Origin of the sequence: Streptacidiphilus melanogenes, assembly GCF_000787835.1 — a bacterium.
GTDB lineage: Bacteria > Actinomycetota > Actinomycetes > Streptomycetales > Streptomycetaceae > Streptacidiphilus > Streptacidiphilus melanogenes.
Map to the genome: position 1 here is coordinate 165,661 of NZ_BBPP01000010.1, position 25,985 is coordinate 191,645.

Consider the following 25,985-nt stretch of genomic DNA (forward strand, 5'->3'; position numbering starts at 1 on the left):
GAGGCGCGCCGGGGCACCCGGTGACGGAGGACATTCCGGACGGTTCTACCCTGGTGCGGTAGCTGTGCGCACCACCACGAGGGAAGCAGGGACCGCCGATGGGCAGCATGCCGGGCATGCCGGGTATGGACCACGAGCTCGCGCCCTTCACCTTCGGGCGGGCGCTGGCGTTCCACCCCTCGGCGGACTGGTCGTTCCTGGCGTTCGCGAGCGTGCTGCTGGTCGGCTACGTCGCAGGCTGCGTCCGGCTGTGGCGGCGCGGCGACAAGTGGCCGGTCGGCCGCCTGGTCGCGTGGCTGCTCGGCCTCGCCACGATGGTGATGGTCACCTGCACGGGCCTTGGCCAGTACGGCATGGTGATGCTCAGCGCGCACATGATGCAGCACATGGTGCTGTCCATGCTGACGCCTATTCTGCTGCTGCTGGGCGCGCCGATCACGCTCTCGCTGCGTGCGCTGCGCCCGGCCGGGCGAGGCAGGCGCGGCCCGCGCGAGCTGCTGGTGGCGCTGCTGCACTCGCGTTACGTCAAGGTGATCTCGCACCCGGCGTTCACGATCCCGCTGTTCATCGCCAGCCTCTACGGGCTCTACTTCACCCCGATCTTCGACTTCCTGATGAAGTCGCAGTGGGGTCACTTCGCGATGATGGTCCACTTCCTCGCCGTCGGCCTGGCCTTCTTCTGGCCGATCATGGGTGTGGACCCGGGGCCGCACCGTCCGGGCTACGTGCTGCGGATCCTGGAGCTCTTCGTCGGCATGCCGTTCCACGCCTTCTTCGGCGTGGCCGTGATGATGGCCTCGGGCCTGATGGTGAACACCTTCGCGCACCCGCCCGCGTCGATCCACGTGAACCCGCTCACCGACCAGCACCTGGCCGGCGGGCTCGCCTGGGCGTTCAGCGAGATCCCGACGGCCGTGGTGCTGATCGCGCTCACCTTCCAGTGGGCCAAGTCCGAGGAGCGGGTCTCCCGGCGCAAGGACCGCGTCGCGGACCGCAACGGCGACCAGGAGCTGGAGGCCTACAACGCCTACCTGGCCCGTCTGGGCCGGCGCCAGGCGGGCTGACCCGCCGTCCGACCCGTTCGGGTCGGTCAGCTGCCGCGGCCGGGGCCTAGCCGCTGATCATGCTCTCGTAGGGCACCTGGCGCAGGTAGAGCGCGCCGCAGGTGTGACAGAGCGGCTGCTTGGTGTGCGTCCACGCCGAGTCGTGGTCGACCGGCGCGGCCGGGTCGAGGTCGCGGTTGCACAGGGCGGTCAGCGCGCCGTCCTTGGTCATGTGCCACATCTTGACGGCGCCCTGGTCCCCGAGTTCCGCGCGCATTCCGTAGACGTTCATGTCCGATCCTCCCGGGGCCACGGTGACGTGCCGGCCCGCTCAGACCAGGATGCGCCTCAGTCGAAGGTGCGGCCAGCCTGGGCGGTCAGGCCGTCGAAGAGCAGGTCCAGGCCGAACTCGAAGCGCTCGTCGCCGACGTTGCGGGTGAGCGCCCCGGCCATGGCCACGATCATCGGGTAGCGCTCCGGCGGCAACGACGCGAAGAAGGAGCGCACGCCGCCGATGTAGGCCTCGACCTGTCCCTCGTCCGGCACCCCGCCGGGCCCCTGGCGCGAGCTCTCCTCCAGCGCCGTCGCGACGACGTAGAGGCTGATCACGTCCACCGCGTAGGCGCAGACCTGCTCCGGCAGCCCGCCGGCGCGCAGCAACGCCAGCATCGTCTCGGCGGCGTCGAGCGCGCCCGGCGAGGTGGGGATGTTCTGGATCATCGCCGCGCGGGCCAGGTCGCCGTGGGACACCAGGTTGTCGCGCTGCTGCCGCAGGAAGTCCTTGGCCTGCTCGCGCCAGCGCTCCGCATCCGGCGCCGGGTGGTCCAGATCCCCGTAGACGCGGTCGAGCAGCAGCGCCAGCAGTTCGTCCTTGTTGGCGACGTGCGCGTAGAGCGAGGCCGCGCCCGTGCCCAGCTCCTGGGCGACCCGGCGCATGTTCAGCGCGTCCAGGCCCTCGGTGTCGACGATCTTGAGCGCGGTCTCGACGATCAGCTCGCGGCTGAGCGCCCGCCTCTTCCGGCGCGGTTCCGCACCGAAGGAGCCAGGCCAGGTGGGCGTGGACGCAGTCGTCATGAGGACAGCCTAGTTGACACGAACGGCGTTCGCTAGTAGAACAGTGTTCGTAGCAACGAACGCTGTTCGGTCACATCGACGACGACCGCCGACTCCTCGAGGAGCTCCCATGTCCACCGCCACGCCCGACTCGGTCCGCGCGGACCCGCCGCCCGCCGTCGTGGCGCATCCGCTGCGCAGGATCGCGCTCGCCGCCATCCTGCTCGCCGAGATCATGGACCTGCTCGACACCACGATCATCAACGTCGCCGCGCCGACCATCCGGAGCGCGCTGGGCGGCGGGACCAGCCAGATCCAGTGGGTCAGCGCCGCCTACACGCTCGCCTTCGCGATGCTGCTGATCACCGGGGCCCGGCTCGGCGACCTGGTCGGCCGCAAGCGGATGTTCCTGCTCGGCACGGTCGGCTTCACCGTCTGCTCCGCGCTCTGCGCGGCGGCCACCGGCGCCGGGATGCTCATCGGCGCCCGCGCCTGCCAGGGCGCCTTCGCCGCGCTCGTCATCCCGCAGGGGCTCGGGATCATCCGCGCGGTCTTCCCCGCCGAGGAGGTCGGCAAGGCCTTCGGCGCCTTCGGGCCCGTCCTCGGCCTCTCGTCCGTCGCCGGACCCTCGCTCGGCGGCCTGCTGGTCGGTTCCGACCTGTGGGGCACCGGCTGGCGCATGATCTTCCTGATCAACCTGCCCGTCGGCCTCGCCACCACGCTGCTCGGCCTGCGCGCCATCCCCGCCGACCGCGGCACGACCGGCGCCCGGCGCCTCGACCTGCCCGGCGTGGCCGTCCTCAGCACCGCGATGGTGCTGCTCGTCTATCCGCTCATCCAGGGGCGCGAACTCGGCTGGCCCAGCTGGACGTTCGTCTCCATGGCGCTCTCGCTGCCGATCTTCGCCGGCTTCGCCGCGCTCCAGCGCCGCCAGGCCGCGGCCGGCCGCGCACCGCTGGTCGATCCCGCCCTCTTCCGCGGCGGCGCGTTCCGCTACGCGATCGTGGTCGTCGCGCTGTTCAACGCCGCGATCACCGGCCTGATCCTCACCCTCACCCTGACGCTCCAGCTCGGCGCGCACTGGACCGCGCTCCACGCGGGCCTGACCTTCATCCCCATGTCGCTCGGGATCGTGGTGGGCGCGGTGGCCGCCGGCGCGGTCCTCGGCGCGCGGTTCGGACGCCGGGTCATCCACGCCGGAGCCGTGATCATGGCCCTCGGCACCCTCGCCCTCTGGGCGAGCCTGGCGCACTGGGGTCTTCCGGTCACCACCTGGGACCTGCTGCCCGCCTTGGTGGTCACGGGCGTCGGCATGGGCCTGATGATGGGGCCGATGTTCGAGATCGCTCTGACCGGCGTCACCTCCGAGCAGTCGGGCTCCGCGGCGGGCGTGCTCAACGCCCTCCAGGAGCTGGGCGGTTCGATCGGCGTCGCGGCCCTCGGCACGGCATTCCTGTCCTGGGCCTCCCACCACGGCTCGGTCACCGCCGCAGGCTGGACCCTCGCCGCCGTCGTCGCCGTCATCGCCCTGGTCGGGCTCACGACCTTCGCTCTGCCGCGCATGCCCCGCGCCGAGCAGCCGCACTGAGTCCCGGCCGCACCCCCGGCCGCGCGGCTCCGCCACCACACGGGCGGAGCCGCGCATCCGCGCGTTCGTCGATCGGCGACTACTCCGCGCCGGGGTACTGGTTCGGCACGTAGCCGAGGTCGATCGGTTCGGTCGGGGGGCCGTCGCGGCGCAGGTCCTCCAGCAGGGAGACCAGCGTCGGCGGCCACAGCACCTCCGGCACCCCGGACAGCTCCTTCGGGGTGAACCAGCGGCAGGTGAGGATGCCGTCCGCCGCGAAGGAGGCCGTCAGGTCCCCGACCGGATCGCGGTGCGGGGCCGAGGCCAGGAAGATCACCTCGTGCTGCCGGACCAGGCCCGTGTCCGGGCGGTGGTAGTCGTGCTCCCAACGCCACAGTTCCGGGCCGGTGACGACGTCGGTCCAGCCGGTCTCCTCGACGGTCTCGCGCAGCGCGCCGGCGAGCGGCGCCTCGCCCGGTTCCAGGCCTCCGCCCGGCAGCACCCAGTGGGGGCCGACCTCGGCGTCGTGGTGGAGTTGGAGGAAGACCGAGCCGTCCGGGTCCAGCACCAGCAGCCGGGCCGCGGCGCGGCGCGGGCGCTCGGCGGACTCCGCGGGCGAGGGGCGGACGGCGAGCAGGAACCCCTGACCGTCGGTCACCCGGTCGGCGCCGTAGCGCTCACACAGCTGCCGCTCGTCGGTCTCGTGGACCAGCCAGCCGTGGGCGCGCAGCCACTGCGCCTGGTTGCGGCCGAGGCCGCCGCGCCACAGGCGGGTGGCCGGCGCCATGGCCGGGTCACGCCGGGCCATCTCCCGGGTGCGGCGCAGGGCGCCGTCCCGGACCAGTGCGAGGCGGCTGCCCGGGGCGGAGAGAGCGCCGAGCCGGTCCAGCAGCGCGGCCGCGTCGGCGGCGTCCAGGTAGATCAGCAGGCCCTCGACCAGCCAGGCGGTCGGCTGCTCCGGGGCGAAACCGGCGGCGCGCAGCGGCGCCGCCCAGTCCTCGCGCAGATCCGCCGTCAGCACGTGCCGCTCGACGCGCGGGTGGGCGTCCGCCTCCGCGAGGACGCGCTCCTTGAAGGCGACCATCTCCGGCAGGTCCAGCTCGAACAGCCGCACGCCTTCGGGCCAGTCGAGGCGGAACGCGCGCGCATCGAGGCCCGCGGCGAGCAGGACCACCTGGGTGCAGCCGCCGTCCGGACCGACCGCGTCCCGCAGGTAGTCGTCGAAGTAGGCGGTGCGCAGCACAAGGTGGGCGGCCATCGCGGCCCACGCGTCGGTGCGCTCTGCGCGCGGGGCGCGGGGGCCGTTCTCCGCGGCGACGGCGGCGCGCAGGAAGACGGAGGCGTAGGGGTCGTCGAAGAGCCGGTCCGGACGGGCGCTCTCGACGGCGCGGGCCAGCGCGACCCCGAGCGCGGTGCGGCCGACCCCCTCGGGCAGCGGGGCCCCGGACGGGCTGCCAGGTTCCTGATCATGGGTCACCCACCCAATCTAGGCGGCGTGTCGCGCCACGCGGAAGGGGATGAGGATCCGGCCGGTCGGCGGTCGCCGAACGGCGTGGTCCGTCCAGGTGAACGCGTTCCTCCGATTAGCGCATTCGCCCAGGTCATTCCCTATTCCCGGCGAAAGAAATGGATTTTCCGATAAGGATCAGGGTTGCTCCGAACGCAGCAAGAATTGCGCCACAAACCAGGCGTGACAAGAATCACAATGGTCCGGCGGAACGTGAAGCGGCCATAAAAACCTGCCAATACTGTCCGCCGAACGAACAAAGTCCTCGCCACCGTGGCGGGGCGGTCCGGCCGGACGCCTAGTCTCGCCACCGGTCGGACGCCAGGTGCTCACACACACCTGACAGGCGAGAACGGGAGACCCAGGCAGGACGGCACGGCGTCAGGGAAACGCCGGGCCTTGGGGTGAAGCCGCACGCAGAAATGGCACGCGGCCGGGCAGCTTCTGGAGCCCGAACCCGACAGGGACGACTTTCGTAGGCGGTTCCGGAAGGGCTTCCGCATGTCCGCGTCCAATGATTCCGCGCATCACCATGCCCTGAACCACATCCAGAACCAGAACCACTGCAACGGGCAGAGCCGGGGCCGACGCGCACGCCGCCCCGAGGGCCACGGTGTGAACACCGGTAGGCACCACAGCGTCGATCGGACCAGGCAGCACACCCGGCGGCTGAGGACCGGGATCACCACCCTCGCCACCACTGGCGTCCTCCTCGGCGGCACGGTGGCGACCGCGCCCAACGCCGACGCCGGCACCCTGACGATAGGGCAGCGGGCCCTGGGCGTCGCCCAGTCGAAGCACGGCGACCCCTACCGCTGGGGCGCGACCGGCCCCAGCGCGTTCGACTGCTCGGGCCTGACCTACTACGCGTTCCGCCGCGTCGGCCGCCCCCTGCCGCGGACCGCGCAGGCGCAGTACAACCGGGTCCGGCACATCTCGTACTCCCAGCTGCGGCCGGGCGACCTGGTCTTCTTCCACTACGGCTCGTACGTCTACCACGTCGGCATCTACGCCGGTCACTGGGAGATCTGGCATGCGCCGCACTCCGGCAGCTACGTGAAGCTGGAGCGCATCTGGACCCGCTCGGTCTGGTTCGGCCGCGTGAGCTGAGGCGGGCTCGATGGGCCGCCGGATTCGGCCGCTCTGAGGGCCGGTGTCGACCGGGCCGCCATGGAAGCCCGGCCGACACCGCGCGCGGCGGACGGGCGCGTCACTCTCCCGGCCGAATCCGGCGCGGGAACGGGGTGTGGCTGAACGACCGGACCAAGTCGATCGCGAGGGTCACGCCCCACCCGCCCGTCCAGGTCAGCCCGCCACCTCGCGGAAGTCACGCAGTCCAGGGGCCCGGAACCGCGCCGACCGGCAACTCCGCGGGACTCGAGGACTGCCCGCGCCCCTCACGCCGACGCGCGGGCACACCGTCCAGCAGCAGAAGCAGGACTCGCGCCTGGGACAGGGGAGGCACCCCGCAGCACGTCCGCGCCGCCGCGGCCGACCAGGCCCGCGCGGCGGGATCGTCCGGCTGGCGCGGGGTTTCCCGGTTCCCCGCGTGGCGACGCCACGCGGGCACGCCTGGACCCCGGCGTGCAGGCGCAAGGCGCGGCCGGTCGCGTCCGCCCGTCGACCCTGACGGGCTAGCGAGCGCCCTGCGGGGCGGTTTCGGCGATGAGGCGGACGGACCAGGCGATCTGGGCGTCCGTCAGGTCCGCGCGGGCCGTGAGCCGGAGGCGGGAGAAGCGGTCGGGGACGGACGGCGGGCGGAAGCAGCCGACGCCGAGGCCGCGAGTGCGGAGCTCCGTCGCCCAGGCAAGCGCCGTCTCCGGGGAGGGGGCGCGGACGCCGACCACGGCCGCGTCAGGGACGCTCGCCTTGAGGCCCTCCGCCCGCAGCGCGGTCGACAGGGCGTGGGCGACCTCACGCGCGCGCTGCGCGCGGGCCGGCTCGGCGCGCAGCACGCGCAGCGCGCCGAGCGCGGCGCCCGCCGCGGCCGGAGCGAGACCGGTGTCGAAGATGAAGGTGCGCGCCGACTGCACCAGGTGCTCGATCACCCGGCGCGGGCCGAGAACCGCGCCGCCCTGGGAGGCGAGCGACTTCGAGAGCGTCACCGTCGTCACCACGTCGGGCGCCCCCGCGAGCCCGGCTGCGGCCGTCGCGCCCGCACCGCCGGGACCGAGCACACCGAGGCCGTGGGCGTCGTCCACGACCAGCGCCGCGCCGTGGTCGCGGCAGACCGCGGCGAGCTCGGCCAACGGCGCCGCGTCGCCGTCGACGGAGAAGACGGTGTCGCTGACGGCGATCGCCCGCTCCTCGCTCCGCGAGGCCAGCTCGGCGCGGAAAGCGTCCGGCTCCCGGTGCGCGGCGCGCGCGATCCGGGCCCGGGACAGGCGGCAGCCGTCAATCAGCGAGGCGTGGTTGAGCGCGTCGGAGACGATCAGCGCACCGGGGCCGGTCAGCGCGGTCAGCGCCGCGAGGTTCGCGGTGTAGCCGGAGGAGAAGACGAGCGCGGCCTCGGCCCCGCAGAACTCGGCGAGCTCGCGCTCCAGCTCAGCGTGCAGCTCGGTGGTGCCGGTGACCAGGCGCGAGCCGGTGGACCCGCCGCCCCAGCGCAGCGCCGCGTCGGCGGCGGCCCCGGTGACGCGGGGATCGTGGGTCAGGCCGAGGTAGTCGTTGCTCGCGAGGTCCAGCACGTCGCCGACGGCGGGACGGGGACGCAGCGTCCGCACCAGCCCGGCGCTGCGACGCTGCTCGGCGGCGCTGTCGATCCAGGCGAACGGGTCCGCGGTGGCGATGCTCATGGGCCGACCCTGTCAGCTCGCCCCCCGACGGGACAACTCACCTCGGTGCGACATGGATCACGCCTGTCGGGGACGTCGTGGTTGAATAAATGAACGGCTGTTTATAAATGGAGGTGCGCAACCATGGGAACCGCTGGAGGAGCGCTCAGGGGACAGGTCGCCCTCGTCGCCGGAGGCACCCGCGGCGGCGGGCGCGGCATCGCCGTGGAACTGGGCGCTGCCGGGGCGACGGTCTACGTCACCGGCCGCAGCAGCCGCGCCACCGGGCGCTCGGACCTGGACCGCCCGGAGACCGTCGAGGAGACGGCCGAGGCCGTCTCCGCGGCGGGCGGCACCGGCATCCCGGTCCGCGTCGACCACAGCGAGCCCGCGCAGGTGCGGGAGCTGGTGGCCCGGATCGACGCGGAGCAGTCCGGGCGACTGGACGTCCTGGTCAACTGCGTGTGGGGCGGCGATCCGCTCACCGAGTGGGGCCGCCCGCTGTGGGAGCAGGACCTCGACCAGGGCCTGCGGCTCGTCCGGCGTGCGGTGGACACGCATGTGATCACCAGCCACCATGCGCTGCCGCTCCTCGTCGCGCGCGGGCGGGGCCTGGTCGTGGAGGTCACGGACGGGAACACCGCGCGGTACCGGGGCTCCTTCTTCTACGACCAGGCCAAGGCGGCCGTCATCCGTCTGGCCGTCGCCCAGGCGGCCGAACTGCGCGAACACGGCGTGGCGGCGGTGGCGTTGACGCCCGGGTTCCTGCGCTCCGAGGCGGTGCTGGAGGTCTGCGGTGTGACCGAGGCCAACTGGCGTGACGGCGCGGCGGTGGACGCCGACTTCGTGGCATCCGAGAGCCCGGCGTACCTCGGTCGCGCGGTCGTGGCGCTGGCCGCGGACCCGGATGTCCTGGAGCTCTCCGGAAAGGCCCTCGCCACCTGGGAGTTGGCACCGCGCTACGGATTCACCGACGCGGACGGCTCGCAGCCCGACTGGGCGGCGTACTGGGCCTCGACCCTGGAGGCGAAGCTCGGCCCGCTCTGATCCGGCCTCGGCGCGGATCGGCCGGGCGGGAGTTCAGCCCGAGCAGGCGCCGCGTTGGGCCTGCTGCCATTCACAGCGCGGGCACATCGGCGCGCCCGGGGTGTCGGCGGCGTACTCCGTCGGCTCGTCGCACAGCACGCAGGCCGCCACCGGCTCGCCGGGCTCCGCCCTCACGGGGACGGCGGCGGGTACCGGCGCCGGACAGTAACCCTCGGACCCGGGCTCGTTCATGCCGGCGCCTCCCGCCTCACTCCGTCCTGCTCGATCTCACTCGACCCAGATGGCCGCATCCCCGACGTCCGCCGACAGCGCGTACTGCGTGGCGGTCAGGGTGGCGGTCGAGGTCTGGTTCGCCCCGTTGACCGCGGCGGTCTGCACGACGGTGACGAAGCGGCCGATCTGCTGGACCCGCTGCTGCTCCGTGGCGATCGCCTGGGTGACGCCCGGGAGTTCCTGCGTGGGCTGGCGGAAGGTCGCGACCATGCCGGCCTGGCTCGCGGTGCCGAAGAGCGGCTCTGCGCGGCGCGCGGTCGCCGCGTCCGGGTATCCGAGGACGGTGACCGAGGCCATCACGGTGCGGTCGGTGCTCACGTAGGTGGCCGCGACGTAGCCCTGGCAGGAGGTGGTGACGCCGGCCGGGGCGTTCGGGGCCAGGACGTCCGCGCAGTTCGACGCGGTGGCGAGGGCGTAGCGGGTGGCCTGGAACGGGTTCGGGTTGCCGACCCCGGCGGGAACCTCGACGGTGGCCGGGAGGATCTCCGTGGACTCCGGCACGGTCGAGGGAGCGGCCGAGGCGGCACTGTCACCGCCCTGGGGGGCGGACAGGCTGTCCTGGGACACGCTGCCGCCACTGCTGCTGCCGGATCCCGTGCCCCCGCCGGCGTAGTGGACCTCCGCCCAGGTCGTCACCGCGGCCGCCACCGCGAGCGCGCCTATCAGCGCGAGCGCGCGCGTACGGCGGGGCCGATGGTCCGGAGCCGGCTCTCCGCTGGTCGTCATGCTGACTGAGTGTAGGCCTCAAACGCCCGTCCGAACGAGCCGGGTCTGCGCTGGCCAGGGCCTTCGCGCGCCCTTTTGGCGGGCTCTCGCCGGGGACGATTGTCCTCGGAAGTGGGTGATCCAGGACAACACACCCAGTGCTGTGTGAGATGTTCTATGCGGTTCCGCTATGGCGGCGCTCGATCCCGGCAAGGCAGGATCGCTGCCATGGACCTGCTCGACACACTCGTCTCCAAGGCGCTCGACCGCGAAATGCCCACTCGTGAGGAGGCGCTCGCCGTCCTCGCCACCACGGACGACGAGCTGCTCGACGTCGTCGCCGCCGCCGGCCGGGTGCGCCGGGCGTTCTTCGGCCGCCGCGTCAAGCTCAACTACCTGGTCAACCTGAAGAGCGGGCTCTGCCCGGAGGACTGTTCGTACTGCTCGCAGCGCCTCGGCTCCAAGGCCGAGATCCTCAAGTACACCTGGCTCAAGCCGGACCAGGCCGCGGCCGCCGCCAAGGCCGGTGTCGCGGGCGGCGCCAAGCGGGTCTGCCTCGTGGCGAGCGGGCGCGGCCCGACGGACAAGGACGTGGACCGGGTCGCCGACACCATCGCGGCGATCAAGGAGGAGAACGAGAAGGTCGAGATCTGCGCCTGCCTCGGCCTGCTCTCCGACGGCCAGGCCGAGCGCCTGCGCGACGCGGGCGTGCACGCCTACAACCACAACCTGAACACCTCCGAGGGCACGTACGAGGACATCTGCTCCACGCACGACTTCTCCGACCGCGTCGACACCGTCCAGAAGGCGCAGGGTGCGGGTCTGTCCGCCTGCTCAGGTCTGATCGCGGGCATGGGCGAGAGCGACAACGACCTCGTCGACGTCGTCTTCGCGCTGCGCGAGCTGGGCTCGGACTCGGTGCCGGTCAACTTCCTGATCCCGTTCGAGGGCACGCCGCTGGCGAAGGAGTGGAACCTCACCCCGCAGCGCTGCCTGCGCATCCTGGCGATGGTCAGGTTCTGCTTCCCGGACATGGAGGTCCGCATCGCCGGCGGCCGCGAGGTGCACCTGCGTTCGCTGCAGCCGCTGGCGCTGCACATCGCCAACTCGATCTTCCTCGGCGACTACCTCACCAGTGAGGGCCAGGCCGGCCAGGCCGACCTCGAGATGATCGCCGACGCGGGCTTCGTGGTGGAGGGCTCCGACGAGGCCACCCTGCCGCGCGACCGCGAGCACGCGGACGTCGCCGTGCGCCGTCGCGGTGCGGGCACCGACCTGCCGCCGAACGCGTGAGCACTGACTCCTCCGGGGTCATGGACGTCGACCGGCTGCTGGAGCTCGACCGCGCCCACGTCTGGCACCCCTACGGAGCCATGCCGGGCGCGGCCGAGCCCTACCCCGTCTCCTCCGCGAGCGGGGTCCGGCTGCGGCTGGCCCGCCCCGTGGAAGGGCGGGAGGAGCTGATCGACGGCATGTCCTCGTGGTGGTCAGCGATCCACGGCTACGGGCATCCCGTCCTCGACGAGGCGGTCCGCGCCCAGCTCGGGCGAATGAGCCACGTCATGTTCGGCGGGCTCACCCACGAACCCGCCGTCCGGCTGGCGGCCAGGCTGGTCGAGCTGACGCCGGAGCCGCTGCAACACGTCTTCCTCGCGGACTCGGGCTCGGTCTCGGTCGAGGTCGCGGCCAAGATGTGCCTGCAGTACTGGCGTTCGCAGGGCCGCCCGGAGAAGCACCGGCTGCTGACCTGGCGCGGCGGCTACCACGGCGACACCTTCCAGCCCATGTCCGTGTGCGATCCCGAGGGCGGGATGCACCAGCTGTGGACCGGGGTGCTGCCGCGTCAGATCTTCGCCGACGCGCCGCCGGACGGCTTCGACGCCGCTCCGGACCCGGCCTACGTCGCGCATCTGGAGGAGCTGCTGGCCCGCCACGCGGCGGAGGCGGCGGCCGTGATCGTCGAGCCGGTCGTCCAGGGCGCCGGCGGCATGCGCTTCCACTCCCCCGCGTACCTGCGCGTGCTGCGGGAGCTGTGCGACGCACACGACGTGCTGCTGGTCTTCGACGAGATCGCCACCGGCTTCGGCCGTACCGGCGCGCTCTTCGCCGCGGACCACGCGGGCGTCTCGCCCGACGTCATGTGCGTCGGCAAGGCCCTGACGGGCGGTTACCTGACGCTGGCCGCCGCGCTGTGCACCACCCGGGTGGCCGAGGGCATCAGCCGGGGCGAGGTCCCGGTGCTGGCGCACGGCCCGACGTTCATGGGCAACCCGCTGGCGACGGCGGTCGCCAACGCCTCGATCGACCTGCTGCTGGGCCAGGACTGGCAGCAGGAGGTCAAGCGGATCGGCGCGGGGCTCGACGCGGGCCTGGCCGCGGCGCGCGATCTCCCCGGCGTGCGGGACGTGCGCGTGCTGGGCGCTATCGGCGTCGTCCAGCTCGACCACGACGTCGACATGCGCGCGGCGACGGCGGCGGCCGCCCGGGAGGGCATCTGGCTGCGGCCGTTCCGCGACCTCGTCTACACCATGCCGCCGTACGTTACCTCGGACGCCGACCTCGCGACCCTGTGCGCAGGCGTCCGCGCGGCGGCGGCCGCGGGCTGAGCCCCGCGGGCACGGCGCGGTTCTTCGCCGCGCGGTTCGCCGCGATTCGACGGTTCCCTCGCGCTCGGACCCGGCCCGCAGCGCGGGCCGGGTCCGGCGACCGCATGCTGCAGCACTGTCGGGCACCGGCCGGGCCGTGTCCCCACCGGTTTCCACCCCACCACCCCAACGAGGAAGCGACCCCGCACCGTGAGCACCATCCTTCTCGTGACCGGCACCAACACGGAGATCGGCAAGACCGTCACCACGGCGGCGGTCGCGGCGCTGGCCGCCGCCGACGGGCGGAAGGTCGCCGTGATGAAGCCCGCGCAGACCGGCATGGCCCCCGGCGAGCCCGGTGACCTGGAGGAGGTGCGACGGCTGGCGGGCGAGCTGACGTTCAGCGAGCTCGCCCGCTACCCGGAGCCGCTGGCTCCGGGCACGGCGGCGGCACGGGCCGGGATGCGCACCCTCACCCCGGCGGATATCGCCGCCGAGGCGGCGCGGCTGGCCGAGACGCACGACCTGGTCCTCGTCGAGGGCGCAGGCGGCCTGCTCGTCCGCTTCGACGCGCAGGGCTCGTCGCTGGCGGACGTGCCGGCGGAGCTGGCCGCGCTGGGCCACACGGCGGAGGCGCTGGTCGTGGTGACCGCCGGGCTCGGCACGCTGAACCTCACCGAGCTCACCGCGGAGGCGCTCCGCGCCCGTGGCATCCCGCTGCACGGCATCGTCATCGGCGGCTGGCCCTCCGAGCCGGACCTCGCCATGCGCTGCAACCTCGCCGACCTCCCGCTGGTCGCGGACGCCCCGCTGCTGGGCGCGCTCCCCACCGCCTGCGCGGGCCCCGAGGTCACGGCCGCCGCCTTCCTCCCGATCGCCCGCGCCTCCCTCGCCCCCGCCCTCGGCGGCACCTGGGCCCCGTAAGGGGGCCCGTCCAGGGCGCGAGGAACTGCCGATCTGCGGCTCCTCCCCCCCGGCCTTCGGCCGGGAGGTGCCCCCAGCGCGGGCGCGACCCACGGTCCGCTGCGCTCACGCGAGGAGCTGCACCGTCCAGGGGCGCGAGGAACTGCGCGACAAGCCACCGGCATGCGGGTGGTCATCGGCGTGCAGGGCCATCCGCACGCCGGTGGTTGCTCGCGCAGTTCCCCGCGCCCCTGAGGGTCACCCCCCGAACTGCCTAAGGGTCTCTCCTCGATCGTGCGGCGGATGCCGCCCCGCAGACACGCGCCTAGGCTCGGGGTGAAGTTGTTCCACCCGCCCGGCGAGGGGGAGAGGGATGGCGGCAAGCGGACAGCCCGCCGCGCGGGCGGTGGGGTTGTGCAAGGCGTACGGGAGCGGCGAGACCGCCGTCCTCGCGCTGGACCGCGTGGACGTGGAGATCGACGGCGGGCGCTTCACTGCGATCATGGGGCCGTCGGGGTCGGGGAAGTCGACGCTGATGCACTGCCTCGCGGGGCTGGACAAGCCCACCGGCGGGGAGGTGTACGTCGGCGACACGGAGCTGTCGCACCTCGGCGACAGAGCGCTGACGCGGCTGCGCCGCGACCGCATCGGGTTCGTGTTCCAGGCGTTCAACCTGCTGCCGACACTGACCGCCGAGGAGAACATCACACTGCCGGGCGACATCGCGGGGCGCAGGACGGACGCGGCCTGGCTGCGGCAGGTCGTGGAGACGCTGAACCTGGGGGACCGGCTGCGGCACCGGCCGCACGAGCTGTCCGGCGGGCAGCAGCAGCGCGTCGCCGTCGCGCGGGCCCTCGCCGCGCGGCCGCAGCTGATCTTCGCGGACGAGCCGACGGGCAACCTCGACTCGCGTTCGGGCGCCGAGGTCCTCGGCTTCCTGCGGCGGAGCGTGGACGAGCTGGGGCAGACGGTGGTCATGGTGACCCATGACCCGAACGCGGCGTCCTTCGCCGATCTGGTCCTCTTCCTCGCGGACGGGCGGATCGTGGACCGGCTGGAGGGGCCGACGGCCGACGCCGTGCTGGAACGGATGCGCCGCTTCGACGTGCGCGGGGGCAGTCAGGTGACGCTGCCCGCACCGGACGCGGACTGAGGCCGGGGGCCGACATGCTCAAGGCGACGCTGCGCAGCTTCCTCGCCCACAAGGGCCGCCTCGCCCTGTCGATGCTGGCGGTGCTGCTCTCGGTGGCGTTCGTCGCCGGAACGCTGATGTTCACCGACACCATCGGCTCGACCTTCGACCGCCTCTTCCGTTCCACCTCGGCGGACGTCAGCATCACCGCCCACAACGACGTCGCCGGGCGCAACGACCAGAACTTCTCGGGGACGGTGCCGACCGTCCCGGCCTCCCTGATCCCGCAGGTCGCGCACATACCGGGCGTCGCGGCCGTCAACGGGCGCGTGTCGATGGCGGGCATCGTGCTGACGGACGCGAACAACAAGAGCATCGGCGCGATCGGCGGCGCCCCGACCATCGGGATCAACTGGAGCCCGGGGCCCAACTCGCCCGTCGATCTCACCTCCGGCACCGCCCCCTCCGGAGACGGGCAGGTGGTGGTGGACTCCGACACGGTCAGCAAGCACCACCTGGTCCTCGGGCAGCAGTTGCACGTCATCGGGGCGACGGGCGGGTTCCCGGTGCGGCTGACCGGCATCGCGACGTTCAACACGACCAACCCCGGCGCCACCCTCGTCTTCCTGGACACCGGCACCGCGCAGCGCCGACTCCTCGGACACGAGGGCGTGTTCACCTCCGTCGACCTGACCGCGGCGAAGGGGGTCACCAACGAGCAGCTGCGCGACCGGGTCGCGCCCGTGGTCGGCAGCGCCTACGACGTGAAGACGGCCGAGCAGACCGCGAAGGACGCGGCGCAGACCCTCGGCGCCTTCCTGTCGGTGATCAAGGACGCGCTGCTGGGATTCGCCGGGATCGCGGTGCTGGTCGGGGTCTCACTGATCCTCAACACCTTCTCGATGCTGGTCGCGCAGCGCACCCGCGAGCTCGGGCTGATGCGGGCCCTCGGCGCGAGCCGGGAGCAGGTGAACCGGTCGGTGCTGGTGGAGGCCGCGCTGCTCGGGCTGATGGGCTCGACGCTCGGGCTCTTCCTCGGCGTGGGTCTCGCCCTCGGGTTGATCAAGCTGATCGCGCGCGGCGGCATGGTGCTCAAGGGCAGCCAACTGGCCGTCCACTGGCCGACGATCGTGGCCGCCTACGCCGTCGGGATCATCGTCACCACGGTCTCGGCCTACCTGCCCGCGCGGCGGGCGTCGCGGATCTCGCCGATGGCCGCGCTCCGTGAGGCGGACACCCCCGGTCGTGGCGCGCCGTTGCGGATCCGGGCCGTGGTGGGGCTGGTGGTGCTGGCCGTGTCGGCGGGCCTGCTGGTCGGGGCAGCGACGGACAAGGACCTCGGCCAGGCGGGCATCCTGCTCGGCGGGGGCGTCCTGCTGAGCCTGGTCGGATTGATCATCATCGGGCCGCTGCTGGCCACGCCGGTGATCCGGCTGGTCGGCGGCTGGTTCCCACGGGTCTTCGGCCCCGTCGGCACGCTCAGCCAGCGCAACGCGCTGCGCAATCCGCGCCGCACCAGCGCCACGGCGTCCGCACTGATGATCGGGCTGGCGCTGGTCGCGTCCCTCTCGGTGGTCGGCTCCTCGATGGCGGCCTCCTTCGACGCGCAGATCGACAAGACCATCGGCGCTGACCTGATCGTGCAGAACAGCACCGGGCTGCCGTTCCCGAACGAGGTGGGCGACACCGTCCAGGCCACGCCGGGGGTGGGCCTGGCGGTCCGCGGCCAGGGCACACGCGGCGCGCTCGTCGCTGCCGACGGCACCCAGCAGAAGACGGTCGTGGTGGGCACGAGCCCGGGCCTGGACAAAGTGGTGCGGATCGAGATGCGGAACGGCACCGTCGCCGCCGGCACCGCGCCCGGCCACGCGATGATCGGCTCCAACTACGCCGACGCGCACGGCCTCCACCTGGGCAGCCCGGTCACGATCCTCTTCCAGAGCGGCCGGGCCGGCACGTTGACGGTCGGCGGGATCGACGTCACGGACACCAATCCGGGCGGCCTGGGTGACGAGCCGGTGGTCGCGTCCTCGACGCTGCGTCAGTACGTGCCGGGTGCGCTCGACGACATCGTCTTCGTCAACGTCGCCCCGGGCGCCGACAAGGAGCAGGTCAAGAGCGCGCTGACGACGGCGCTGGCCAAGGACCCGCAGGTGCAGGTGCGCGACCAGACGGACTACAAGAAGCTGGTCCGGGGCCAGATCGACCTGCTGCTCAACCTGGTCTACGGGCTGCTGGCGCTGGCCATCATCATCGCGATCCTGGGGGTGGTGAACACCCTGGCGCTGTCGGTCATCGAGCGGACGCGGGAGATCGGGCTGCTGCGCGCGATCGGGCTCGGGCGGGCCCAGTTGCGGCGGATGGTGCGGCTGGAGGCGGTCGTCATCGCGCTGTTCGGGGCGGTGCTCGGTCTCGGGCTGGGCCTCGGGTGGGGGCTGGCGGCGCAGCGGCTGCTGGCGGCGAAGGGGCTCCAGTCGCTGGCCATCCCGTGGTCGACGATCATCGCGGTGGTCATCGGCGCGGCGGTGGTGGGCCTGCTGGCGGCCCTCGGCCCGGCGCTACGCGCCTCGCGGCTCAACGTGCTCGACGCCATCGCGCACGAGTAACCCGGGGGCGGGCACGGCGCTCGGCTCGGGCGGAGCGGGCGACGCGGCGGGGCCGGCCTGCGTCAGCAGGCGGGGCAGGGCGAGCGCCGACTCCCAGAGCTCCTCGGCCTCCTCCGGCTCCGGATCGACCCCGTCCAGCAACGGCTGGAACCGCTCCGCCGCGCGCCACAGCTCGTCGGACACCACGACGTCACGCTCCCGCAGCTCGGCCAGGCGCGTCAGCAGGGCGCCGCCGACGGCGCGCAGCTCGGTCAGGTCGGGGCGGGTGTGCGGAAGTTGAGCCTCCATACGCTCGACCGTACGCCTCGACACTGACAACCGACGCGGTGCGCGAGGGGCTGCGCCTGCGCGCTCAGCCCAGCGGCCGGACCCAGCGGCGCCAGTGCTCCTCGCGCTCGTATCCGGCCGCCGTCCAGGCCTGTTGGCCCGTCTCGTTGGCGACCAGCACCATGGCGTCCGCGCGGCGGCCCCCGACGGCGAGGAACCGGGCGTGGGCGGCGTCGAGCAGCGTCCGGGAGACGCCCCGCCGCCGGTGGCCGGGGTGCACCGCCAGCCGGTAGAGGCTGGCACGCCAGCCGTCCCAGCCCGCGATGACGGTGCCGACCAGCTCCCTGCCCCGCTCGGCGAGGATCAGCGCCTCGGGGTCGCGCTCGATCAGCCGGGTCACCCCGGCGACGTCGTCGCTGACGCTCGTCCCCTCGGCGGCGACCTTCCAGAAGCCGAGGACGGCGACCACGTCGCTCACCTCGGCGGTGCGTATGCGCAGTTCTTCCACGGCGCCCAGCCAAGCAGGCGCGCGGGGCGGCCCGCCGGCCTTTCCAGCAGTCAAGACGAGCGGTGTACCGGTGGGCTCCGGAACGCTCCCCCTAGCATGTCTGTGTGGCCGATACGGGAGGGGAGCAGACGCCGACGTCCGTCGGCGACCTGTTGCCGTGGGCCGTGCGCGGCGTCCGCACCGGCCGGGCGTGGGTCGTCGCCGCCGATCCTGAGGTGCTGCAGGAGCGTTGGCGTCGCCTTGCGTCCGCGGAGGCGACCGAGCGGGCCGAGCTCTTCGAGCCCACGCGCGCCCGCACCCCCGAGTCCGCCGTCCCCGGTCTGCCGGGCCAACGGACGAGCACGCGCCGGCTCTCCCGGGAGCCCGGCGAACAGCCGCCGCTGGTGCGCGTCCGTCACCGCCCGCTGGACCGCGCCTGGATGCTCGCCGACCAGCGGCTGCTGGACCAGGCCCGCCCCGAGCTCTGGCGGGCCGACGGCCCGCGCCAGCGCTACCTGCTGCTGCAGCCTGACGGCCGGCCGGGCCCCGCGCCGGTCACCGTCAGCGCGGAGCTGCCCGTCGACCCGGGCGTGCGGGCCCACCCGCTGCACCGACGTCCCGACGGCCGCGAGCCGAACCTCGCGCCCGGCCTGCTGCGGTTCCTGCGCCGCGCCTACGCCACCGCCGTCACCGCCGAGGACGTGCTCGCGTGGATCGCCGCCGTCTGCGCCCGCCCGGGCGCGCCGCGCGACGCCGTCCCGCTGCCGCGATCCGCCGCCACCTGGGCCGCGGGTGTCGCCCTGGGCCGCCGCGTCGTCGACCTGCACACCTTCGTCCGTCCCGGGCTGCGGCCCCCCGACGGGCGGCGGACCTTCATCCGCCACCCCGTCGACCGGCACCCGCTGGAGCTCGGCTACGACGCCGACGAGGAGACGCTGCTGCTCGGCGAGGGCCGGCTGGCGCCGGTTCCGGCCTCGGCCTGGGCGGCGGAGCCCACGCTCCGCGAGTGGTTCGCCGACCGCACCGCCTTCCGGAGCGCGCCCAGCGGGACGCTCGGCGCGCTAGGTCTGACGGTCTGGCCGCAGCGGGCGACGACGGAGCTGATCGAGCTGGCGACGACGCTGGCGCTGCTGGCCGACCTGGTCCCCGCGCAGGACACGCTGGCCGCCGACGGCGGTCCCTGGTTCACCCGTGCGGACCTGTACGAAGCGGCGATCCTCCCGGTCCCGGCCACCGCCCGCCGGCCCGCCTCCGTGCTGGACCGCCTGGAGGAGGGCCCCGAGGGCCAGTACGCGCTGCTGTGAGGGCTCCGCCCGACGACAGCGCCGAAGACACCGCCGAGGACGCCGCCGAGGACGCCGCCGAAGTGTTGCCGTTTGATACCGAAGCACCGACTGAGCTGCGGAGACGCTCGCCTGAGCGTCACCGCCCCGGCTACCATCCGCCATACGTCGACGTCTGGTGTCGACACGGACACGGGAAGCGCGGAAGGACCGAGAGTGGCCCAGCTCACCGGTGGTGATTCCTCACTGCTGCGGCGGATCAACTCCGCGGTGACCTTGCGGGCTCTTCGCGGCCAGGCCGTGCTGACGCTCACCCAGCTGGTGGGCGAGACCGGACTGTCCCGCCCGACCGTCGAGGGCGTCATCGAGGGTCTGATCGAGTCGGGCCTCGTCGCCGAGGTCGAGGCCGTCGACGAGGGCGTACGGCAACGTGGCCGCCCCGCGCGGCACTTCCGCTTCCGCGCGGAGGCGGGGCACCTGCTCGGCATCGAGATCGGCACGCACGGCGCCCGCGCCATCATCTCCGACCTGCGCGGCCGCACGCTGGGCGCGTACGGCCGCCCCATCGACGAGACCACCGAGGCCGACGAACGCCTCGCCCTGGTCCGCGCCACCGTCGCCGAACTGTTGCGCCGCGGCGGGGTCTCCCGCGAGTCCCTGTGGGCGGTCGGTGTCGGCACGCCGGGCGTCGTGGACGCGGACGGGGTGGTGCAGCTCGGCACGGCCCTGCCGGGCTGGACCGGTCTGGACCTCGCCAACCGGCTGCGCCGCTCGTTCCGCTGCCCGGTGCTGGTGGAGAACGACGCCAACCTGGCCGCGATCGGCGAGCACTGGAAGGGCGCGGCCGTCGGCATGGGCGACGTCGTCTTCGTCCTCGCCGGCCTCAGCCCCGGCGCCGGGTCCCTGATCGGCGGCCGCCTCCACCGCGGCTTCGGCGGGGCGGCGGGCGAGATCGGCAGCCTCCACCTCCTCGGCCAGGAGGACGAACCCTCCCAGCTGCTCTCCACCACGGAGAGCAAGCTCCGCGACCCCTTGGACGAGGCCGCGGTCGCCCGCGTCCTGAGCCTCGCTCAGCAGGGCGACCACGTCGCCATGGACGTCCGCGACCGTTTCGTCGCCCGCCTCGTGCGCGACGTCGCCGCGCTGGTCCTGGCGATGGACCCCCAGATCGTCGTCATCGGCGGCTGGGCCAGCGGCCTCGACGGCGTCGTCGAGCCGCTCCGCAAGCAGCTGGGCCGGCTCTGCCTGCGCCCCCCGGAGGTCCAACTCGCCGCCCTGGGCGATGCCGCGATCGCCATCGGCGCGGTGAAGCTGGCTTTCGACCACGCGGAGAAGCAACTGTTCTCGGTCGAGCAGTAGACAAGCCATCAGGGGGCTTCCGACTGCCACGCGAAGCGTTCGGCGCCTGGTTATCCTTCAGCCGTGGAGCTCTACTTCGATCCAGTCCCTCTGCTCGGCGATGCGCGCGGAGCGTTCATGGGGCGGTGGTCGGACCGGAAGTGGCTCAACATACCCGGGCCCTTCTACGGGGCCGAAACGGACAACTGCGGCACGGGCCGCCTCCACGCACCGGGGCTTGTGCTCTACGAGGCCGACTACTTCACCGAATACGTGTACCGGCAGCCCCGAACGGCACAGGAGCTTCGGCAGTTGGCCGACTCAGCGGACGCCGAGGCGTTCTCCGGCTACGGCTGCGACGGCGACGCCCACTGGACGCCGGCAACGGTCCGGGCCTGGTGGCGGGATCGAGGACGGATCAGGGAGTACCTGCGGAGTCGGCGAGCCGCGTGGGAGACCGACGACGCGAAGGCGGGGCAAGGGGTGGCCGCGGCCGCCGAGGACTGCACCGCCTACCTCGACGGCGAGCTGGCCTCCCACCTCCGCGTCTATCTCTTCTGGCTCGAGGAGCGACGCTCTCCGACGGAGCTGGACCGGCTGCCGCAGCTCTGACGCCCGAGGCCACCCGTCGGCCGCCCGTCGCAGAGCCGCGGAAGCGGGCGTCGTCAGGACGCCGCGCGGACCTCGACTCCCGCGTCGCCGAAGGTGAGCTTGCAGGTGTCTGCGCGGTAGGTGGAGATGGCGACGGCGAGGGTCTTGCCGGCGTCGCCGGCGTAGCGGGTGGTGAGGACGAGGACGGGGATGCCCGGGGGGCGCTCCAGGAGGCGGGCCTGCTCCTCCTCGGCGACGCCGAGTTCGACCGCGCGGGACTCGCCCTCGATCGGGAGGGCCTGGAACTGCTTCAGTACCGCCCGTGCCCGGCTGGACTCCGCGAGGAAGCCGGGGACGTGCGGCATGACGGCGGCGGGGACGAAGAGGGTCTCGGTGCCCACGGCCTGACCGGCCATCATCCGGACCCGGCGGACGGTGTGCACCTCGGCCGGCTCGTCGCCCGTGATCCCGAGGGCCGCGGCGACCGCCGCGGGCGCGGCGCCGATGCCGCAGTCGACGATGCGCCAGGTGTCGCGGCTGGACGCCTCGGCGACGGGGATGCCCATGCGGGGCGCGGCGATCAGGGTGCCGATGCCGCGACGGCGGACCAGGCGGCCCTCGAGTTCGAGCTGGTCCAGGGCCTGGCGCAGGGTCGCCCTGGCGACCCCGAAGCGGGCCGCGAGGTCGCGCTCGTTGGGGAGCACCTCGCCGGTGTGGAACTCCTCGTCGATGGTTCGGACCAGAACCGTGCGCAGCTGCCAGTACTTCGGTTCCGGTACCGCCGCGGTCGCTGTGGTCCCCACCCTGGCCTCCGGCTGTGTGCGCCCTGCTGACAGGGGCGTGATTACGATCCCTTATTTATTAAAGGACGTTGCTTTAAGGCGACCATAGGGGCAGCCGGGGCATTGGTCAAGACCAATGACAGACGCCCAGGTGGCGGGCCAGTCCGAGGCGTCCGCAGCGCATCATCCAGGCGTGGTTCGCCCGAAATGCCGGTCTTCCGGGCAGGGCCAGCAGCCGCATCAGCGGCTTGCGCACCTCGACGTCCTCGTCGAAGACCGCGACCGTCCGCCCGGCCTCCGGGCCGCGGCTCACCGTCCAGCGGGTGAGGCCGTCGAGATCGCCGGTGAGGCGGGCCACCAGGACGCCGGCGTCCTGGTCGTGGCGCACGGCGAAGGCCGTGACGTGGAGTTCGTAGGGGAGCAGCGAGCGGAAGCGCATCCGCCCGCTGTCCTCCGTCAGTTGTCGCACCTCGGTGATCTGCGGCCACCACAACGGGTAGTCGATCGGAGCGGCCAGCGCCGCGAAGACGCGCTCGTACGCGGCCTGCAACTGCCAGCGGGAGCTGAAGCGGTAGCGGTGGAGTTCGGCCTGGCGGGAGGAGAGGGCCATGCCGCCAGTCTCGGCCGGTTCAGGCCGGCATGTCGACGCGCCCGTCGCCCGTGAGCGCGAAGCCCGGTGCGTGCACGAGCTCCCACAGGTGGCCGTCGGGGTCGGCGAAGTAGCCGCTGTAGCCGCCCCACTCGGTCGGCACGGGGGCCTTCACCAGATCCGCGCCCGCGCCGAGTGCGACGGCCATGGCCGCGTCGACCTCCTCGCGGCTGCCCAGGTTGACGGCCAGGGTGACCTCGCGGAAGACCGGCTCGCCGCCCTCGGGGACGCCCGCGTCCGCGGCGAGGTCCTGCGTCGGGAAAAGGCCGAGGGTGGCGCCCGCCGTGCGGAACCAGGCGATCGTGCCCGGCTGCGAGACGGAGGAGAGCGGCCAGCCGAGTGCCTGGTAGAAGGCGACGCTCCGGTCGAGGTCGGTGACGCCGAGCGTGATGACGCTGATCGCCGCGGGAAGAGTCATACCGACAGGCTAGACAGGGCCCGGGCGAGAACCGCCGCACGACATCCGGCAGGATCGGGGGCCGGCACGACCGCGCGCAACGACCCTCCGCAAGGGAGCCCCCATGGCCCAGCCGCTCGACCCGCAGTCCCCCGCCGTCCACTCCCCCGTCCCCGGCCCCGCCCCGCTGGTGGCCTCCGTCGCCGGGCGCACGCCCGAGATCAGCGACACGGCCTTCGTCGCGGTCAACGCCACCGTGCTGGGGGACGTGAGGCTCGCCCCGGGAGCGAGCGTCTGGTACGGCGCGGTGCTGCGCGGCGACTGCGAGACGATCAGCATCGGTCCCGACAGCAACGTGCAGGACAACTGCTCCGCGCATGCGGACTTCGGCTTCCCGGTGCAGGTCGGGGCGCGCGTGTCCGTCGGGCACAACGCGGTGCTGCACGGCTGCACCGTCGGGGACGACTGCCTGATCGGCATGGGCGCCACGGTGCTGAACGGCGCGACGATCGGGGCCGGCTCGCTGGTCGCGGCGAACGCGCTGGTGCCGCAGGGCATGCAGGTGCCGCCGGGTTCGCTCGTCGCGGGAGTCCCGGCGAAGGTCCGGCGCGAGCTGACGGACGAGGAGCGGGCGAACCTCAGGCTCAACTCCGAGTGGTACGTCGCCCTCGCGGCCCAGCACCGGGACATCCGCCCGGTCGAAGGCCCCGCCGCGCCGTGATCGCATAGTGTCGTCCGCATGAGCGACGACACCCTGCGTTCCGTCCGGATCGAGCGCACCAGCGCGGGCCGGTACACGGCGACCAACGTCCGCGGCGGCAGCATCACCTTCGGTTCCACCGGCGACGCCGACTTCACCCCGGTCGAGCTGCTGCTCGCGGCGATCGGGGGCTGCACGGCGGTCGACGCCGACATCGCGACCAGCCGCCACGCGGAGCCGGTGGAGTTCACCGTCTCCGTGCAGGGCGACAAGGTCAGCGACGAGGACGGTCAGCACATGACGAACCTGGCCGTCTCCTTCCGCGTCAGCTTCCCGGAGGGAGAGGGCGGGGACCGCGCCCGCGCGATCCTGCCCCGCGCGGTGAAGACCTCCCACGACCGCCTGTGCACCGTCAGTCGGACGGTCGAGCTGGGCACGCCGGTCACCTCCGTCATCGAGGACGTCTGACCGGCTGAGGAACCCCGTTGACCGGCCGCTATGCTGACCGGCGGTCAACGGGGAGGTAGGTCCATGGGAGAGTTCGAAGCACCGCCCACCTTGCAGGAGCTGATGCCGCTGCCGCGGCGGTCGCGGTTCGGAGTGTGGTGCCAGTTCCTGGCGCAGTGGGTCCTGCTGCCCGTGGGCGCCGTGTTCGCACTGGCCGTCGCCCTGCTGCTGATCCTCTCGGACGGGGCGGCCGACATCCCTGCCGGCGAGGACAAGATCAAGCTCGTGGTGTACGCGCGGGCGCGCCGTGGGTTCCTGCTCCCGTGGAGCCGCTGCCGCCTGGAGCGGGTCGGCACGCCTGCGGAGTGGGCCGCCCACGTGGAACGGACGCTCCGCGACACGATCGCCAAGGTCGAGAAGCTCGACGCGAAGTACAACAAGCCCCGGCCCGGCGAGCCGTTCTTCCAGCGGCCCGGGCGCACCATCGCCGTGGCCGCGGCGCACTACCGGGGTGCCGGGATCGGCGTGCTGGCCGATTCGGCCGGCCCGCTCGGCTGGTACGTCAACTGGCCCGCCACCCGCCAGGCGAAGCTGCGCACCGTGTACCTCAGCCGCCCGGCCGGCAACTGAACCCCGCTCCGCCCGCCCACCGGCGGGACGTTCAGCCGTCGAGGTAGGCCAGCACCGCCGGCACGCGGCGGTTGTCGTCGTCGGAGGGCTGCAGGTCGAGCCGGACGAAACCCGAGGCGGTGTGCCTGGCCACCGCCACGGCGCCGCGCACGGAGTGAGGCGCCGGACATGAGGGGCTGGGGGGCGTGAGTGGCGCCGGGGGTGCGGGGTACCCCTCCCGCCCCCGGCGTGTCCGGTGGCGACACGCGCCCCTAGAATCGTTGCACTATGAATCAACCGCCCCGCTTCCGCAGCATGGTCGCCCTCGGCGACTCCTTCACCGAGGGCATGTGCGACGACCTCCTCCCGGACGGCCACTACCGGGGCTGGGCCGACCGTGTCGCCGAGCGTCTCGCGGCCGACGCGGAGGACGGGTTCCGGTACGCCAACCTGGCGGTGCGGGGCAAGCTCATCGGTCAGATCGCGGACGAGCAGGGCGACGCCGCGGTCGCGCTCGGCGGGGAGCTGGTGACCCTCGCGGGCGGGCTCAACGACGTGATGCGGCCCGGCTGCGACATCGACCACGTGGAACGCACCCTCGCCGCGCTCGCGCAGCGCGTCGCCGCGCAGGCGCGGCAGGTCGTGATGTTCCACAGCGTCGACCCGAGCCGCCGGATGCGCGGCAGCGCGCGGCTGATGCCGCAGATCCTGCGGTTGCAGGGCTTCGTCCGCGACTTCGCGGCCAAGCACGACAACGTCGTGGTGGTGGACCTGTTCCATGTGCCGGCCTTCGACGACGCGCGGATGTGGGCCGAGGATCGGCTCCACTTCTCCGCCGAGGGCCACCGACGGGTCGCCGAGGGCGTCCTGCAGGCGCTCGGCTACCCGGCCGCGTTCGACTGGCGCGAGCCCCTCCCGGCAGCCGCGCCGATCCCCCGCCTCACCAAGCTGAGCGCGGACCTGCGCTGGATCCGCGTCCACGTGCTGCCGTGGATCGGCCGCCGCCTCACCGGCCGCTCCAGCGGCGACAACCGCCCGGCGAAGCGCCCCACCCTCGACGCCTACCCGGGCGAGGCCCAGGCCTGATCCGCGGGCCTGATCCGCAGGACATGATCGGCACGAGCTGAGGCCGGGCCCGGCCCGGAGGCCCGTACCGCCCGGCGCCGCTCCACCGCGTGTGACGGCCAAGGCCCGGGCGTGGCCCCGAGACGCAGCCGCTGATCGCGGCGGGGCGCCCCCC

The 25,985-nt window shown here is 73.3% G+C and carries 27 protein-coding genes and 1 pseudogene; 16 read left to right on the top strand and 12 right to left on the bottom strand.

All coding sequences use genetic code 11. The features are described from left to right. Window positions 1-98 precede the first annotated feature (98 nt). Complete coding sequence (locus TR49_RS14290) at window positions 99-1,064, top strand: cytochrome c oxidase assembly protein (RefSeq protein ID WP_042381545.1); 966 nt, start codon at window positions 99-101, stop codon at window positions 1,062-1,064. Window positions 1,065-1,110: 46 nt separating this feature from the next. Here TR49_RS14290 and TR49_RS14295 read toward each other — a convergent pair whose 3' ends face one another. Both TR49_RS14295 and TR49_RS14300 read right to left on the bottom strand, forming a co-directional pair. After that, on the bottom strand, window positions 1,111-1,335 hold the full coding sequence (locus tag TR49_RS14295; protein WP_042381546.1) for a hypothetical protein: 225 nt from the start codon (window positions 1,333-1,335) through the stop codon (window positions 1,111-1,113). 56 nt (window positions 1,336-1,391) lie between these two features. Further along, window positions 1,392-2,117 (bottom strand): TetR/AcrR family transcriptional regulator, encoded by a 726-nt coding sequence (locus tag TR49_RS14300; protein WP_042381548.1) that lies wholly within the window; start codon window positions 2,115-2,117, stop codon window positions 1,392-1,394. Window positions 2,118-2,226: 109 nt separating this feature from the next. On the opposite strand from TR49_RS14300, the gene TR49_RS14305 reads away from it, so the two are divergent. Next, the gene (locus TR49_RS14305; protein WP_042381549.1) at window positions 2,227-3,684 is read left to right on the top strand and encodes an MFS transporter; all 1,458 of its coding nucleotides are present in this window, start codon (window positions 2,227-2,229) and stop codon (window positions 3,682-3,684) included. A 79-nt stretch (window positions 3,685-3,763) separates the two neighbouring features. On the opposite strand, the gene TR49_RS44500 is transcribed toward TR49_RS14305, so the two are convergent. After that, window positions 3,764-5,140, bottom strand: a complete 1,377-nt coding sequence (locus TR49_RS44500; protein ID WP_063770091.1) for an SAM-dependent methyltransferase — start codon at window positions 5,138-5,140, stop codon at window positions 3,764-3,766. 699 nt (window positions 5,141-5,839) lie between these two features. Between TR49_RS44500 and TR49_RS14320 the strand changes: the two genes are divergently transcribed. Continuing rightward, window positions 5,840-6,280 (top strand): C40 family peptidase, encoded by a 441-nt coding sequence (locus TR49_RS14320; protein WP_052434297.1) that lies wholly within the window; start codon window positions 5,840-5,842, stop codon window positions 6,278-6,280. Between the two features lie 524 nt (window positions 6,281-6,804). Here TR49_RS14320 and TR49_RS14325 read toward each other — a convergent pair. Then, window positions 6,805-7,965 (bottom strand): 8-amino-7-oxononanoate synthase, encoded by a 1,161-nt coding sequence (locus TR49_RS14325; protein WP_042381550.1) that lies wholly within the window; start codon window positions 7,963-7,965, stop codon window positions 6,805-6,807. 123 nt (window positions 7,966-8,088) lie between these two features. On the opposite strand from TR49_RS14325, the gene TR49_RS14330 reads away from it, so the two are divergent. Further along, complete coding sequence (locus tag TR49_RS14330) at window positions 8,089-8,991, top strand: SDR family oxidoreductase (protein ID WP_042381551.1); 903 nt, start codon at window positions 8,089-8,091, stop codon at window positions 8,989-8,991. Between the two features lie 33 nt (window positions 8,992-9,024). Here the strand turns inward: TR49_RS14330 and TR49_RS14335 are convergent, their stop codons facing one another. Both TR49_RS14335 and TR49_RS14340 read right to left on the bottom strand, forming a co-directional pair. Further along, window positions 9,025-9,222 (bottom strand): hypothetical protein, encoded by a 198-nt coding sequence (locus tag TR49_RS14335; protein WP_042381552.1) that lies wholly within the window; start codon window positions 9,220-9,222, stop codon window positions 9,025-9,027. Window positions 9,223-9,258: 36 nt separating this feature from the next. Beyond that, window positions 9,259-9,990, bottom strand: coding sequence for a hypothetical protein (locus TR49_RS14340; RefSeq protein WP_152627254.1), 732 nt, complete (start codon window positions 9,988-9,990; stop codon window positions 9,259-9,261). 207 nt (window positions 9,991-10,197) lie between these two features. Between TR49_RS14340 and bioB the strand changes: the two genes are divergently transcribed. The 5 genes from bioB to TR49_RS14365 all read left to right on the top strand — a co-directional run bounded on the left by bioB (window position 10,198) and on the right by TR49_RS14365 (window position 17,195). Then, window positions 10,198-11,262: a biotin synthase BioB gene (gene bioB / locus TR49_RS14345; protein WP_084724890.1), complete on the top strand. Its 1,065-nt coding sequence runs from the start codon at window positions 10,198-10,200 to the stop codon at window positions 11,260-11,262. Between the two features lie 20 nt (window positions 11,263-11,282). Further along, window positions 11,283-12,575 (top strand): adenosylmethionine--8-amino-7-oxononanoate transaminase, encoded by a 1,293-nt coding sequence (locus TR49_RS14350; protein WP_042381554.1) that lies wholly within the window; start codon window positions 11,283-11,285, stop codon window positions 12,573-12,575. A 189-nt stretch (window positions 12,576-12,764) separates the two neighbouring features. Then, window positions 12,765-13,478, top strand: coding sequence for a dethiobiotin synthase (bioD, locus tag TR49_RS14355; protein WP_042381555.1), 714 nt, complete (start codon window positions 12,765-12,767; stop codon window positions 13,476-13,478). 352 nt (window positions 13,479-13,830) lie between these two features. Further along, on the top strand, window positions 13,831-14,610 hold the full coding sequence (locus tag TR49_RS14360) for an ABC transporter ATP-binding protein (RefSeq protein WP_042381556.1): 780 nt from the start codon (window positions 13,831-13,833) through the stop codon (window positions 14,608-14,610). Between the two features lie 14 nt (window positions 14,611-14,624). Then, window positions 14,625-17,195: an ABC transporter permease gene (locus TR49_RS14365; protein ID WP_042381557.1), complete on the top strand. Its 2,571-nt coding sequence runs from the start codon at window positions 14,625-14,627 to the stop codon at window positions 17,193-17,195. Here TR49_RS14365 and TR49_RS14370 read toward each other — a convergent pair. Together TR49_RS14370 and TR49_RS14375 are read right to left on the bottom strand one after the other, a co-directional pair. Next, window positions 17,148-17,483: a hypothetical protein gene (locus TR49_RS14370; protein ID WP_042381558.1), complete on the bottom strand. Its 336-nt coding sequence runs from the start codon at window positions 17,481-17,483 to the stop codon at window positions 17,148-17,150. The two genes, TR49_RS14365 and TR49_RS14370, sit on opposite strands and share 48 nt — an antisense overlap. A gap of 64 nt (window positions 17,484-17,547) precedes the next feature. Then, window positions 17,548-17,970 (bottom strand): GNAT family N-acetyltransferase, encoded by a 423-nt coding sequence (locus tag TR49_RS14375; RefSeq protein WP_042381560.1) that lies wholly within the window; start codon window positions 17,968-17,970, stop codon window positions 17,548-17,550. 104 nt (window positions 17,971-18,074) lie between these two features. Between TR49_RS14375 and TR49_RS14380 the strand changes: the two genes are divergently transcribed. The 3 genes from TR49_RS14380 to TR49_RS14390 all read left to right on the top strand — a co-directional run bounded on the left by TR49_RS14380 (window position 18,075) and on the right by TR49_RS14390 (window position 21,182). Next, window positions 18,075-19,253 carry a type ISP restriction/modification enzyme gene (locus tag TR49_RS14380; RefSeq protein ID WP_042381562.1) on the top strand — a complete coding sequence of 393 codons (1,179 nt, stop codon included), beginning with the start codon at window positions 18,075-18,077 and terminating at the stop codon, window positions 19,251-19,253. A gap of 195 nt (window positions 19,254-19,448) precedes the next feature. Next, complete coding sequence (locus TR49_RS14385; RefSeq protein ID WP_042381563.1) at window positions 19,449-20,591, top strand: ROK family protein; 1,143 nt, start codon at window positions 19,449-19,451, stop codon at window positions 20,589-20,591. Window positions 20,592-20,654: 63 nt separating this feature from the next. After that, window positions 20,655-21,182: a hypothetical protein gene (locus TR49_RS14390; protein ID WP_042381564.1), complete on the top strand. Its 528-nt coding sequence runs from the start codon at window positions 20,655-20,657 to the stop codon at window positions 21,180-21,182. Window positions 21,183-21,235: 53 nt separating this feature from the next. Here TR49_RS14390 and TR49_RS14395 read toward each other — a convergent pair whose 3' ends face one another. From TR49_RS14395 to TR49_RS14405, 3 genes are all read right to left on the bottom strand, one after another. Continuing rightward, window positions 21,236-21,964, bottom strand: coding sequence for a GntR family transcriptional regulator (locus tag TR49_RS14395; RefSeq protein ID WP_042381567.1), 729 nt, complete (start codon window positions 21,962-21,964; stop codon window positions 21,236-21,238). 106 nt (window positions 21,965-22,070) lie between these two features. Further along, the gene (locus TR49_RS14400) at window positions 22,071-22,553 is read right to left on the bottom strand and encodes an SRPBCC family protein (RefSeq protein WP_042381568.1); all 483 of its coding nucleotides are present in this window, start codon (window positions 22,551-22,553) and stop codon (window positions 22,071-22,073) included. A 19-nt stretch (window positions 22,554-22,572) separates the two neighbouring features. After that, a complete protein-coding gene (locus tag TR49_RS14405) occupies window positions 22,573-23,010 on the bottom strand; it encodes a VOC family protein (protein ID WP_042381569.1) in 438 nt (145 codons plus the stop codon). Between the two features lie 103 nt (window positions 23,011-23,113). Here TR49_RS14405 and TR49_RS14410 point away from each other — a divergent pair, with 103 nt between their 5' ends. From TR49_RS14410 to TR49_RS14420, 3 genes are all read left to right on the top strand, one after another. Continuing rightward, window positions 23,114-23,710, top strand: a complete 597-nt coding sequence (locus tag TR49_RS14410) for a gamma carbonic anhydrase family protein (protein ID WP_084724891.1) — start codon at window positions 23,114-23,116, stop codon at window positions 23,708-23,710. Between the two features lie 18 nt (window positions 23,711-23,728). Next, entirely contained in the window at window positions 23,729-24,157 is a 429-nt protein-coding gene (locus TR49_RS14415; protein ID WP_042381570.1) for an OsmC family protein, read from the top strand. Window positions 24,158-24,220: 63 nt separating this feature from the next. Beyond that, window positions 24,221-24,766: a hypothetical protein gene (locus TR49_RS14420; RefSeq protein ID WP_042381571.1), complete on the top strand. Its 546-nt coding sequence runs from the start codon at window positions 24,221-24,223 to the stop codon at window positions 24,764-24,766. A 31-nt stretch (window positions 24,767-24,797) separates the two neighbouring features. On the opposite strand, the pseudogene TR49_RS42745 reads toward TR49_RS14420, so the two are convergent. Next, window positions 24,798-24,902: pseudogene (locus tag TR49_RS42745) on the bottom strand (DNA-binding response regulator); the annotation flags it as partial. A 131-nt stretch (window positions 24,903-25,033) separates the two neighbouring features. Between TR49_RS42745 and TR49_RS14425 the strand changes: the two are divergent. Further along, a complete protein-coding gene (locus TR49_RS14425; protein WP_042381573.1) occupies window positions 25,034-25,831 on the top strand; it encodes an SGNH/GDSL hydrolase family protein in 798 nt (265 codons plus the stop codon). Window positions 25,832-25,985 lie beyond the last annotated feature (154 nt).